This window comes from Micromonospora sp. NPDC048843, from assembly GCF_040649965.1.
GTDB classification, from domain to species: Bacteria; Actinomycetota; Actinomycetes; order Mycobacteriales; family Micromonosporaceae; genus Micromonospora; species Micromonospora hortensis.
In genome coordinates, this window is the sequence record NZ_JBEZGJ010000028.1 from 42,090 (window position 1) to 54,812 (window position 12,723).

The window sequence follows — 12,723 nt, forward strand, 5'->3', positions numbered from 1 at the left end:
AGCGGACCGGACGTGGAGACAGACTGGGATGCGGTACGAAGCCGCACACTTCGGGTGCGTAGTGCCCTGACGGACCGATCCGGTTCCCGCCTCTTGCCCGGTCATCGCCCGCCGGCTCCTCTGACCGACAGCGAACTCACCGACGCGGAGCAGCAGTTCGGTGTCACCTTGCCCGGCGGATACCGGGAGTTCCTGCTGCATGTCGACTCCGGCGGGATCGGGCCGGTAAACCTCCGCCGGTTATCGCGCAGCTCCGGCTGCTGGGCATGGGAGGACGACCAGGAGACGGACCATGGGGCTCTGACGACGCCGTTTCCCGACCAGGACTCGCACGAAGGTCAGTGGGACGAGCTCGAAGCTATGAAGCCGCAGCTCTCAGACGAGGCCGGCTGGGCAGCGTGGAACCGGCGCAGCAACGACCTTGAGCGGGCACAGACCACTGGGGTGGTATATCTCAGCGACAACGGATGCGGCTTCTACACGCTGCTTGTCGTCTCCGGCACCGAACGCGGCAACATCTGGTTCGATCGGCGCGCCTCGAGCGACGTGATCGTGCCTCTGCGCCACCAGGACGGCATGCACGTGACCTTCACTGACTTCTACCTCGACTGGCTAAGGGCTGCGGAGCAGACGCTGGCGGCCCGTGGAGGACTGGTGCGCAGCTACGACACTCAGGCACCGATCTGGGAAAGACGCTTCGACGACTGAACCGGCACTAATCAGTGCGGATCGACTGCTCCCTCGGGCATTGGTCGCCCGGGTCCCCCCAATGCCGCGATCTTGCACTTTCTGTCCCGACTTAAAGAGCATTCCACGCTTTTCGGCGACAGAAACTGCAAGATCGGCGCGGGCTGGACGCCACGTCTGTTCTTGGCTAGCAGTCGGCTAGCTGCGGCGGTGGCAGGGTCATCGCCGGAGTATCCGCCGTTACGGCCCACTGCGCCTGCACGATGCGGTAGGCGGGGAAGGTCGAGGAGCAGGTGCGTCGGATTCCCGGCCGTGACGTGCACGACCTCTTCGTCACCGTCGCGGCGGAGCATCGGCTACGCCCGGCGGACACCGTTCTGGTGGACCTCACCTTCACCGATCACGACGGCAACCGCTGGCACCGGATCGGGGCCGGCCAACCCGAACCGGTGGGCTGACGGATTCGACGCCAGGTGGCATTTCCGGTCGAGAGGAAAGGCGGTGGTCCGGCGGATGAATCGCTCCGCCGGACCACCCGGCCGTCCATCAGATGGGATAGGTGCGAGCGACCGCCAGCATCTCGGAGGTGTGCGACCCGACGACGCCGACGGCCGGCGGTCGGGGGCGGAATCCGGGCAGCGCGTCCAGCCCGTCACTGGCGTCCATGACCCGAATCGGCACCGGTCCTGCGGAACGCTGGAGCGTGAGCGTGATCTCGACACCTTCCGGCGGCGGAGCATGGAAGACCAGTCCGAAGCCCCACCGGCGGCCACCCTGCTGCACGGGCACCACGCGGCCTGCCACCTCGGCCCGCAGCACCGTGGCGGTGACCGTCTCGACGTGCAGGGTGGCGACCCGGACCGCCCGCTGCGGAGTGAGTCGCAACCGCAGCGTGCGCTCGTCGCGGACGGCGTTGTCGGCGAGCACCTCCAGCTTCGGCGCCGGCAGGTCCGCCGCCTGCGCCGGCCCGGTCCGTAGCGCGTCGCCGCCGAGCCCGGGGAAGTCGTCCTCGACGCTGGTCACCTTGTCCACGTAGCCGTCCGTCCACGGCTGTGGGTCGGTCTCGTCACTCAACCAGCGGGCCTGGCCAGTGCCGGCGTCCATGGCGTACATCAGGTGGGTCGGCGCGGGGTGGGCGGCGTCGAAGCGGTCGACGGCCAGGCCGACCCCGGCGAGCACCATCGCCGCCACCGCGGCGGCGCCGGCCGGCAGCACCGCGAGGCGCCGGGCCCGCAGCGCGAGCAGACCACGCTGGCCGCCGGCCTGCGGGTGCAGCAGGTCGACCACCGGCAGGGCGACCAGGCCGAGCAACACCGCGACAAGCGCGGCCACCCCGCCCATTGCCATCCCCAGCGCGGGGAATAGCAGCACCACTGTGGGCAGCAGGATGACCACACCCACTGCCGCGGCGGCCGTCACCGCCACCACCGGCCACGGTCCGGTCTGTCGGGTACGCAGCGCGACCAGCCCGCCGAGGGCGCCGGCCAGCGCCGGCACAGTGGTGAGGTACGCCCCGCCCGGCACCGCCACGGCGAGCAGCACCCCGAGCACTGCCAGCCAGGCCAGCCCGCCGACGGCGAGCGCGGCCGGGCCGATCCGGCGGCGGGTCAGCGCGTACCAGGCGAACAGGATGGCGGTGGCGAGCGCCAGGACGGCCAGCCGGTACCAGATCGGCCGGTACGGGTCGAGCAGCTCCGCGTACCCCGGTCGGATCGTGGTGATCGCCAGCCAGAACAGTTGGGCGGCGACCGGCGCGGCGACGATCGGCACCAGGGCCAGCGCGAAGCCGGCGGCCAGCCGGCCGGTGCTGGCCCGGCCGCTCCGGCGGGTCAGCCAGGCCAGTCCGGCGACCAGTGCCACCGCGAGCAGGGCCAGCGGCAGTGTGAGCCAGCCCGGGTAGCGGACCAGCCCGCCGGGGACGGGGAAGTAGGTGGCGTCGTACCCGGAGCGCAGGTCGGTCAGGTCGGTGCCACCGAACTCCCGGGCCAGGCCCAACGCGTTGTCCCCGTGCTGCTGGAGGCTGCCGCGGTCCATGGAGGCCGGGGTGTCCAACGGCGTGTGGTAGATCGCGCCCCCGTCGATGTACGCCGAGTTCAGCCCGACGAACTTCTGATCGAGGAAGGCGGTGAAATCGGTGTCGTTGGGCAACGCGCGGTAGATCTCCACAGCGAACGAGGTGCCGACCGGGTGCGGGGCGGCCCGGCCGAAGATGTCCACCAGCTTCGCGTTGTTCCGGGACGTCTCGAACATGATCACCGGCCCGGTGGAGCCCCGCGCCTCCAGGTTGAGCACCACACCACCGTCGGCGGCCAGCGGGTGGCTGGCGGCGAACGCGGCCGCGCCGCAGAGACACGCCTCCTCGGCGTCGGTCAGCACGAAGACGATGTCGTTTCGTGGCCGGGGGCCGGTGGTCAGCGCGCGGGCCACCTCCAAGATGGTCGACGTGCCGGCCGCGTCGTCGTTGCCGCCCGGCCCGGTCTGGACCGAGTCGTAGTGGGAGACCAGGAAGAGGCGACCCGTCGAGTCGGTGCCGGGCAGCCGGGCCACCACGTTGCGGACCCGGGCCACTGTCGCCCCGCCCGCCGCCCCGCTGAGCTGACCGGCCTCCGGCGCCACAGTGTCCTGCACCTCGGTCTCCAGACCCAGCCCCCGTAACTGCTGCTCCAGGTGCGCGCGGACCTGTTCGTTGGCCGGGCTGCCGGCGACGTGCGGCCGGGCGGCGATCACCTGGACGTCCTCGTACGCGCGGCCGGCGCTGAACTCGCCAGTTGGCGCGTCGACCGACTTCGGGGCCGGGGTGCGCAGATCGAGCAGACTGCCGGCGCCGACCGCGGCCAGCGCGACCAGCGCCGCCGCGGCGGCCACGAGCCGCCGACGCGGCCGGGTCAGCGCGCGGCTGGCAGGGGGTACGCCCGGAATCGGACGGGGCGGCGTGCCCGTCGTGGCCGGGGTGGTGGGTGCGCCCACGGGAACTCCTCGGGGGGTGGTGGGGCCTGGGGTGGGATCATCCTGCCGGTCGGGGGCTGCGGATGGGATGGCCGGTACGTCAGGCATCCATCAGCCGCCCGGTTTGTCCCCGGCCGAGCAGTGATGCGCCCCATCCCCGCCCGCGCCGCAGGCATCGTGTTGTGTGCGACCGTTGTCTAATACAGGATCAGCAGGGCACTCGAAAGGAGCCCAACATCACCAGCGAACTCCCGCGTCTCGCGGCGGTGACCCGGCCGCACCGGGGGGCCGGCTTGGCCGGTTCCCCAGTTGTGCCGTACCCGCATGGTGGCCTGGCGCGGCACGCCAACCTGCCGCCGGGTGAGCGGTTGCGGGTGCTGCTGGTGGAGGACGACGAGGGCGACGCCTTCCTGGTCGGTGAGCTGCTCGCCGAGACGAACTCGATGATCGACCTGCTGGTCGCCACCAGCCTCCGCGAGGCGCGGCAGCGGATCAACGACGTCGACTGCGTCCTGCTCGACCTGGGCCTGCCCGACGCGCAGGGGCTGGACGGGCTGCGCCAGGTGTTGGAGATGTCCAGCGGCGCCGCGGTCTGCGTGCTGACCGGCCGCACCGACGAGCACCTGGGCGTCGTGGCGGTCGCCGAGGGTGCCCAGGACTACCTGGTCAAGGGTCAGGTCGACGGGGTGCTGCTGACCCGGGCGCTGCGCTACGCCGTGGAGCGAAAGCGCGCCGACGAGAACGCCCGCCGGCTGCGCGAGGTCGAGCTGCGCCAGGCCGAGTCGGCCCGACTCGAACGCGGCCTGCTGCCCCAACCGCTGATGACGACCGACCAGGTCGCTGTGCACACCTTCTACCGGCCGGGCCGGCACGCCGCGTTGATCGGCGGAGACTTCTTCGACGTGGTGCAGACCCACCCGGACCGCCTCGACCTGATCGTCGGCGACGTCTGTGGGCACGGGGTGGACGAGGCAGCGCTCGGGGTCGAGCTGCGGGTGGCCTGGCGCGCCCTGGTGCTTGCCCGGGTGCCGGACGACGAGGTGCTGCCCGCCCTGGAGCAGGTGCTCATGAGTGAGCGCCGCCTCCAGGAGATCTTCGCGACGGTGGCCACCGTCAGACTGGACCTGGACGCCAACCGGGCCACCGTTCGACTGGCCGGGCACCCGCCACCGCTGCTGCTCTCCGGCGGCCGGGTCGCCCCGGTGCCCGCGCCCGGCGGCCTGCTGCTGGGCGTACGACCTCGCCGGCCGATCGCCTACGACCTGGAGTTCGACACCGATGACTGGTCCCTGTTGATGTACACCGACGGCCTGATCGAGGGGCGGGTGGGCGCCGGCAACGAACGGCTCGACGTGCCCGGCCTCAGTGGCTTGCTGGACGAGCCGGCCAACCGTTCGGTGTCGCTGCCCGAGCTGCCCGCGTGGCTGGTCGGGCGAGCCGAGCGGCTCAACGGTGGCCCGCTCGCCGACGACGTGGCCATGCTGCTGGTCAGCCGGGGCGGTGGCCGGTGAAGCCGGTCATCGGCGGCTGGAGTCTGCGCCGCCGGGTCATCACCCTGCTTACCGTCGTGGGCTTTCTGTTGATCGGGCTGGCCAGCGCGGAAGCGGCGATGGCCGCCCGCAACCGCACCCAGATCGACGCGGTGCTCAACGAGACCGGCCCGTTGCGGGTGCAGTCGCAGGAGCTGCTCAACGCGCTGCTCGACCAGGAGACGGCGATCCGCGGGTACGCGGTCAGCGGCGACCAGGACGACCTGAACCCCTACCGTGAGGGGCTCGCCCAGGAGCGGAGCGTCACCGCCTCGATGCGGACGCTGCTCGACGACTATCCGGAGATCAGCCAGGAGCTGCGGACCGTCGAGGAGCGTGTCACGCAGTGGCGACAGTCGGTCGCGGAGCCGGTCATCGCCACCACCGAACAGAGCGGCACCACCGCCGGCCAGGCGTTGGTCACCGAAGCGGCCCGGCAACAGTTCGACGAGGTGCGCTCGGCGGTGAACGACCTCCAGGAGGAGGTCCTGGCCGCCCGCGAGCAGACAGCCACCAACGTGCGTACCAGCAGCAACGTGCTTGTCGTCCTGCTGATCGTGGCCGCCTTGGTCGTGGTCGTGGCCGGTGCGGTGCTGCTGCTCTCGCTGGACCGGATGGTGGTCCGGCCACTGACCGGCCTGGCCACCCAGGTCCGAGAGGTCGCCGAGGGCGACTACCAGCACCGCATCGCCACCGTCGGTCCGCCGGAGTTCATCCGGCTCGGTGAGGACGTGGACGCGATGCGGCAGAAGATCGCCGCCGACCTGGCCGAGGTCCGGGCCGCCCGCGAGCGGATCGAGTGGGTGAACAGTCAGCTCCAGAAGCAGGCCGAGGAGCTGACCCGGTCCAACCGTGACCTGGAGCAGTTCGCGTACGTGGCCTCGCACGACCTGCAGGAGCCGCTGCGTAAGGTCGCCAGCTTCTGTCAGCTGCTCCAGCGCCGTTACGCCGGGCAGCTCGACGAGCGGGCCGACCAGTACATCGCCTTCGCTGTGGACGGCGCGCAACGGATGCAGCGCCTGATCAACGACCTGCTCGCGTTCTCCCGGATCGGGCGGCTCACCACCGGCTTCGTCGAGGTCGACCTCAACAAGGTGATGGGCGACGTGGCCGGCCAGACCGAGGCCGCCCGGCAGTACGCGGACGCCGAGTTGACCTGGAGCGAGCTGCCGGTGATCTCGGGTGAGGAACCGCTGCTGACCAACCTGCTGGCCAACCTGGTCAGCAACTCGATCAAGTTCCGCCGCCCGGATGTGCCGTCGAAGGTGCACGTCTCGGCCCGGTTGGTGGGCGCCGAGTGGGAGATCACCTGCCAGGACAACGGCATCGGGATCGAGCCGGAGTTCGCCGACAAGATCTTTGTGATCTTCCAGCGGTTGCACTCGAAGGACGCGTACCCGGGCACCGGCATCGGGTTGGCGATCGTCAAGAAGATCGTCGAGTACCACGGCGGCCGCGTCTGGGTGGACACCGACGTGCCGGAGGGCACCGCGATCCGGTTCACCCTGCCGGCACTCCCCGAGGACGTCGCGGCGGCTGCCGCCGCCGATTCCGCGGGGGAGCCGAACGCCCCGACCATGGGCGACACCACGCCCACGACCGAGGCTCCGGCAGCGTCGACGGAGCAGGCCGACGGGCCGGACCAGCCGGACCGGGCCGACGGAACGCTGGAAAGCGGTAGAACGGGTGACATGAGGGAGACGGTGAGATGACCGCGCCGGCGGATGGCAAGAGCCCGATCGAGGTCCTGCTCGTCGAGGACGACCCGGGTGACGTGCTGATGACCCAGGAGGCGTTCGAGGAACACAAGCTGCGTAACCGGCTGACCGTCGTCTCCGACGGGGCCGAGGCGCTCGCCTACCTGCGCCGGGAGGGCCAGTACGCCGACGCGGTGGCGCCCGACCTGATCCTGCTCGACCTCAACCTGCCCCGGCGCGACGGCCGGGAGGTGCTGGAAGAGATCAAGAAGGACCAGGACCTGCGCCGGATCCCGGTGGTGGTGCTCACCACCTCACAGGCCGACGAGGACATTCTGCGCAGCTACCAGCTGCATGCCAACGCCTACGTGACCAAGCCTGTGGACTTCGAACGCTTCATCTCGGTGGTCCGTCAGATCGACGAGTTCTTCGTCAGCGTGGTCAAGCTGCCGCCGCGTGGCTGACACCCTGCTGGACGACGTCGGTGGCCTGCTCTGGGAGGCCGCCGACCAGGTCGTGCTGCCGTTGTTTCGCAAGCTCGACGACGATGACGTGTCGGAGAAGGCACCCGGCGAGGTGGTCACCGTCGCCGACCGCCGGGCCGAGGAGCTGCTCTCGGCGGGGCTGCGCCGGCTGCGGCCGGGCTCGATGGTGGTCGGCGAGGAGGGTGTCGCCGACGATCCGGGGTTGCTGCGGCACCTCCGCGACAGTGGTGACGTCTGGCTGGTCGACCCGGTCGACGGGACCGCCAACTTCGCCGCCGGTCGCCGGCCGTTCGCCCTGATGGTGTCGCTGCTGAGCAACGGGCGGCCGACCGCCGGCTGGATCCTCGACCCGCTCGCCGACACTCTCGCCGTTGGCTCGGCCGACGAGGGCACACTGCTCAACGGTCGACCGGTGGACGGGACCAGCCCGGTGCCGCCGCTCGGCGAGCTGCGCGGCGCGGCGATGACCAAGTTCCTGCCGCCGGAGACCCGCGACCGGGTCCGCGCCGGCGGTCGACGCCTCGGTGAACTGCTGCCCGGCCAACACTGCGCCGGTCGGGAGTACCTGGACATCCTCACCGGCGAGCAGCAGTTCGTTCTCTTCTGGCGCACCCTGCCCTGGGACCACGCCCCGGGCACCGTGCTGGTCCGTGCCGCCGGGGGTGTCGCCCGCCGGTTCGACGGCGTCGACTACCACCCCGCCGACGACGGTCGCGGTCTGCTCGTCGCCGCCAACGAGCAGGTCTGGGCCGAGGTGCGCGACGCGCTCCTCAGCACCTGATCCGCGCGCTGCGCGACCACTGTGCGACGCTCCGTCGACATCGAGACAGCCAGAGGGTCAGCGGGCTGGTCACCGGCCCACGATCCGGTATCGTGACCGGCGGTCTCCGCCAGCAGGCCGCCGACCGGCGCCGCCGTGCAGTGTTCATCGGGGGCCGGCGGTCGACGGAAGGACGCTTTCGTGCCCAGGACCAGGCTCAGCCCGCGGCTCGGTCGCCGCGCTCTGTTCGCAGTGCTCGCCGCCGTCGCGCTGGTGCTCGGCGGTGCCGCAGTGCCCGCGTACGCGGAGCCTGGCGAGGGCGGCAGCAAGAAGTTGCAGGACGCGCTGGAGTTGACCGCCAAGGGCCACATCGAGGCCAAGGCCAAGCTGGACAACTCCAAGCGTCGCCAGACGGCGCTGACCGGCGAGCTGACGACGCTGGAGGGTCGGCTGGTCGGGCTCAGCAGCCAGGTGGGCGAGGTGGCCGCCCAGTCGTATCGGGTGGGTCGGCTGAGCGCGGTCTCGATGCTGCTCAACACCGCCACGCCGGAGGCGTTCCTGCAACGCGCTGGCGACCTCGACCTGATGGCCCAGCGGGACAGCAAGCGGCTGCGTGACCTCACCGAAGCTCGGCAGCAGGCGCAACAGGCCAAGGTCGCCATCGACGCCGAGGTCCGCGAGCAGCAGAAGCAACTCGCCGTGATGGCGAAGAAGAAGAAAGAAGCCGAGGCGGCGCTCGCCGAGGTCAGCTCCGGCGGCAGCAACGGTTTCAGCGGTGGCAGCTCCACCTCGGCGAAGCCGGCGCCGCGCAACTCCGACGGGTCCTGGCCGTCGGAATCCTGCTCGGTGAAGGACCCGACCACCTCCGGGTGCATCACTCCGCGCACCCTCAACGCGCTCAAGCAGACCCAGGCGGCCGGCTACAAGCGGCACGTCTCCTGCAAGCGCAGCGGTGGCGGCGGCGAGCATCCGAAGGGCCGGGCCTGCGACTTCTCGGCCGCCACGAACGGCTTCGAGGACAAGAACGCGACAGGCGGCGACAAGTCGTACGGGGACAGCCTGGCGGCCTGGCACGTGCGCAACGCCGACCGGCTGGGCGTGCTCTACGTGATCTGGTACCGGCAGATTTGGCATCCCGGCACCGGTTGGCGCTCGTACAGTGGAAGCGGCTCTCCGGCGGCGTCCCACACGAACCATGTTCATCTCTCGATGTACTGACCCGTTGCACCAGCTTCGCTGCGTACCATCGCGACGATGAGCTCCCCACCGCCCGACGTAGCGGCCCTGCCGGCACCCCCGGCCCCGCCCGTGCCGATCACCGGCCGGGCTCTGCCCAACGGCCTAGCCGCCTTCCTGGTCTTCTTCTCCAGCGGCGCCGTGCTGGTGCTGGAGACCGTCGCACTGCGCCTGGTCGGCCCGTACGTCGGGGTGACCCTTCAGGTGACCAGCTCGGTGATCGGCATCGCGCTGGCCGCTATCGCCTACGGGGCGTGGTCCGGCGGCTGGCTGGCCGACCGACGCAACCCGCGGGGCCTGCTGGCGCCGGCGTTGGTGCTGGCCGGCATCGCCACAGCTGTCACCCTGCCCGTCGTCAGGTACGCCGGTGAGGTGCTGCGCGGTGGTGCGGCCAGCGGCATCCTGCTGCTTGTCGCGTTGGCGGTGTTCGTGCCGGCCGCGCTGCTGGCCGCCGTCACCCCGCTGGTAGTGAAACTTCAGCTCGCCGACCTGCGCCGCACCGGCCAGGTGGTCGGTCGACTCTCCGGGATCGGCACCCTCGGCGGCATCACCGCAACCCTGCTGACCGGGTTCGTGCTGGTCGCCGCGCTGCGCAGCACCGTCATCCTGCTGGCCCTGGCGCTCGCACTCGGGCTGGTCGGCATCGGCCTCGGCTGGTACCTGCGCCGGCAGGAGCCCACCGAGCTGCCCGGTCCGGCCCGGGCCCGGGCCGCGCTGGCAGTGCTCGGCCTGGCCGGGGCGGGGCTGACCACCGTGGCGCCCAACCCGTGCGACATCGAGACGGCGTACCACTGCGCCCGGGTCACCGCGGACCCCGCCCGGCCCAGCGGGCGGACGCTGCTGCTCAACTCCGCCCAGCACTCGTACGTGGACCTCGCCGACCCGAAACACCTGGAGTACGCGTACACGAAGTGGATCGGCGCGGTCGGCGACGTCGCCGCGCCGGCCGGTCAGCGCCTGGACGCGCTGCACCTGGGCGGCGGTGGGTTCACGGTGCCGCGCTACCTGACAGCGACCCGACCGGGCACCGACAACCTGGTGTTCGAGATCGACGGCGGGCTGGTCGAGTTGGGCGAGCAGGAGCTGGGCGTACGGTCGGGGCCGGAGCTGCGGGCGGTGGTGGGTGACGCCCGGATGCTGGTCGCCGGCGAGCCGACCGACAGCCGTGACCTGGTGGTCGGCGACGCGTTCGGGCACCTGGTGGTGCCCTGGCACCTGGCCACCCGGGAGATGGCCGCCGACGTCCGGCGGGTGACCCGCCCCGGCGGCGTGTACGTGCAGAACGTCATCGACTACCCGCCGCTGCGGTTCATCCGCGCCGAGTTGGCAACGGTGGCCGCCGAGTTCGGGCACGTCGCGTTGATCGCACCGCCGGAAGCGCTCGCCCAGGAGCAGGGCTCCAACTTCCTCATCGTTGGCTCCGACGCGCCGTTGCCGCTGGAAGCCGTCCGGGCCCGGCTGGCCGAGGTGGACCCGAAGGTCAGCCTGCTGTCCGGTGCGGCGCTGACGGACTTCGTCGGTCAGGCGATGGTGTTGACCGACGACTACGCCCCGGTGGACCAACTGTTGGCGACCGCCTGATCGGGTGACAATCCTGACCGATTCCGATACTCCAGGTGTAGGCGGGCCGTTCCTGGGCAACATCGCTCACCATGGGTGGTGGGGACCGAAACAGCGCGCAGCTGCTCGATGAGCGGTACCGGCTGATCGAGCAGCTCGGCGCGGGCGGCATGTCGGTGGTCTGGCGTGGCTACGACGAGGTGCTCGGCCGTCAGGTCGCGGTGAAGGTGTTGGCCTCCCGGCTGGCCAGCGACCGGGCGTTCCGCCACCGCATCAGGGTCGAGGCGCAGGCCGCCGCGCGGCTCTGCCACCCCAACATCACCAACGTGTACGACTACGGCGAGTCCGAGCAGGTCGGTCTCACAGTGCCGTACGTGGTGATGGAGCTGGTCGACGGCGCTTCGCTGGCCAGCCGGTTGGGTCGGGAGAGCCAACTGCCGTGGCGGGAGGCGGTGACCATCGGTGCCGAGGTCAGCTCCGCGCTGGCCACCGCGCACGCTCGCGGGGTGGTGCACCGCGACGTCACCCCGGGCAACGTCATGCTCACCTCGACCGGGGTCAAGGTGGTCGACTTCGGCATCTCCGCGCTGGTCGGGGAGAGCGAGAAGGGGCCGGACGGCGCGTTGTTGGGCACTCCCGCGTACCTCGCCCCGGAGCGGCTGGACAACGGCCAGGTCTCCCCGGCCACCGACGTGTACGCCGTCGGGCTGCTGCTCTACCGGATGCTCACCGGCCGACTGCCGTGGCAGGCCAGCACTACCACCCAGATGCTGCGCGCCCACATGTACAGCGACCCGGAGCCGATGCCCACCGTCCCGGGGTTGCCCGACGGGGTGGCCGACCTGGTCGGACGCTGCCTGGCCAAGCAGCCCGCCGACCGGCCGGCCACAGCCGAGCTGACCCGGACGCTCGCCGAGGCTGCCGGCATGCTCGCGGCGGTGCCGGTCTCCCCGGCCGCCGGGCCGTTGGACGCGGCCATGCTCGGCAGTGCGCGTACCACGATCCTGCCCTGGTCGGCGGCGACCGACGCGTTGCCGCTGTCGCGGACCCGCAACCGGGACCGTCGGACGCGGCAGCGGGTGACCCGGCGTCGGCGGGTGGAGGCCGGAGTGGCCGCCGTCGGGCTGATCGCTGTCACCGGGGCGATGTGGGGGTTCACCTCGCGCAGCCCGGCCAGCGGCGGGGACCGGCCGACGACCGAGGCTCGGATGGGTCTGCCGGCCGCGGCGCCCTGCGAGGTGGCGTACGCGTTGCGCACCGACTCCGGCACGGAGTTCGCCGCCGAGCTGACGTTGACCAACACCGGTGGCCGTGAGCTGCGGGACTGGGCGATGAGCTTCACCTTCCCCGGGCAGCAGAAGGTGACGAAGGCGGAGCCCGCGCCGGTGCACCAGCAGGGGAGCACTGTGCTGATCCGACCGGCGGCCCAGCGCACCACGCTGGCCCCGGGTGCGGCCGAGAAGGTGACCCTCACGGGTAAGTACAGCGGGGCGAACCCGTTGCCTGTGGAGTTCCGGCTCGGCGAGGCGACCTGCGGGGTTCGCGTTTCCGGCGTCGCCGGCAGCGCGCCGTCCACGGCACCGCCGAGCAAGGCCGCCACGACGAAGGCTCCGCCCAAGGCGCCGAAGGTGCGCAGCGGTTCCGGTTCGGGCGGTGGCGCGTCCAAGGCGAAGCCGCCGAAGCCCGCGAAGGCCCCGGCGAAGCCCGCGAAGGCCGCGAAGGCCGCCGTCCAGCCCCGGCCGAACTCGGTGGCGAAGAACTGCCCGTCGAACGACTGCGGGAACTTGGTGGTGGAGGTCGACGAGGCGTTGTACCGGTAGACC

General features: G+C 71.4%; 10 protein-coding genes. 9 read left to right on the forward strand and 1 reads right to left on the reverse strand.

Annotated features, from left to right (window positions below):
• Nucleotides 1-54: 54 nt before the first annotated feature.
• Both AB0C20_RS09955 and AB0C20_RS09960 read left to right on the forward strand, forming a co-directional pair.
• Nucleotides 55-708: an SMI1/KNR4 family protein gene (locus AB0C20_RS09955; protein ID WP_357567733.1), complete on the forward strand. Its 654-nt coding sequence runs from the start codon at nucleotides 55-57 to the stop codon at nucleotides 706-708.
• Nucleotides 709-980: 272 nt separating this feature from the next.
• On the forward strand, nucleotides 981-1,145 hold the full coding sequence (locus AB0C20_RS09960; protein WP_357190223.1) for a hypothetical protein: 165 nt from the start codon (nucleotides 981-983) through the stop codon (nucleotides 1,143-1,145).
• 88 nt (nucleotides 1,146-1,233) lie between these two features.
• Here AB0C20_RS09960 and AB0C20_RS09965 read toward each other — a convergent pair whose 3' ends face one another.
• Nucleotides 1,234-3,606, reverse strand: a complete 2,373-nt coding sequence (locus tag AB0C20_RS09965) for a M28 family peptidase (RefSeq protein WP_357567736.1) — start codon at nucleotides 3,604-3,606, stop codon at nucleotides 1,234-1,236.
• Between the two features lie 338 nt (nucleotides 3,607-3,944).
• Between AB0C20_RS09965 and AB0C20_RS09970 the strand changes: the two genes are divergently transcribed.
• From AB0C20_RS09970 to AB0C20_RS10000, 7 genes are all read left to right on the forward strand, one after another.
• Nucleotides 3,945-5,144, forward strand: a complete 1,200-nt coding sequence (locus AB0C20_RS09970) for a fused response regulator/phosphatase (protein ID WP_328652055.1) — start codon at nucleotides 3,945-3,947, stop codon at nucleotides 5,142-5,144.
• The gene (locus tag AB0C20_RS09975; protein ID WP_357567734.1) at nucleotides 5,141-6,874 is read left to right on the forward strand and encodes an ATP-binding protein; all 1,734 of its coding nucleotides are present in this window, start codon (nucleotides 5,141-5,143) and stop codon (nucleotides 6,872-6,874) included. The genes AB0C20_RS09970 and AB0C20_RS09975 overlap by 4 nt, the downstream gene beginning before the upstream one ends.
• On the forward strand, nucleotides 6,871-7,323 hold the full coding sequence (locus tag AB0C20_RS09980) for a response regulator (RefSeq protein ID WP_030491688.1): 453 nt from the start codon (nucleotides 6,871-6,873) through the stop codon (nucleotides 7,321-7,323). Before AB0C20_RS09975 ends, AB0C20_RS09980 begins: the two co-directional genes overlap by 4 nt.
• Nucleotides 7,316-8,125: an inositol monophosphatase gene (locus AB0C20_RS09985; protein WP_357190218.1), complete on the forward strand. Its 810-nt coding sequence runs from the start codon at nucleotides 7,316-7,318 to the stop codon at nucleotides 8,123-8,125. The genes AB0C20_RS09980 and AB0C20_RS09985 overlap by 8 nt, the downstream gene beginning before the upstream one ends.
• A 180-nt stretch (nucleotides 8,126-8,305) precedes the next feature.
• Entirely contained in the window at nucleotides 8,306-9,322 is a 1,017-nt protein-coding gene (locus tag AB0C20_RS09990; protein ID WP_357190216.1) for a hypothetical protein, read from the forward strand.
• A gap of 36 nt (nucleotides 9,323-9,358) precedes the next feature.
• Nucleotides 9,359-10,921 carry a fused MFS/spermidine synthase gene (locus tag AB0C20_RS09995; protein ID WP_357190214.1) on the forward strand — a complete coding sequence of 521 codons (1,563 nt, stop codon included), beginning with the start codon at nucleotides 9,359-9,361 and terminating at the stop codon, nucleotides 10,919-10,921.
• 71 nt (nucleotides 10,922-10,992) lie between these two features.
• On the forward strand, nucleotides 10,993-12,720 hold the full coding sequence (locus AB0C20_RS10000; RefSeq protein ID WP_357567735.1) for a serine/threonine-protein kinase: 1,728 nt from the start codon (nucleotides 10,993-10,995) through the stop codon (nucleotides 12,718-12,720).
• Nucleotides 12,721-12,723 lie beyond the last annotated feature (3 nt).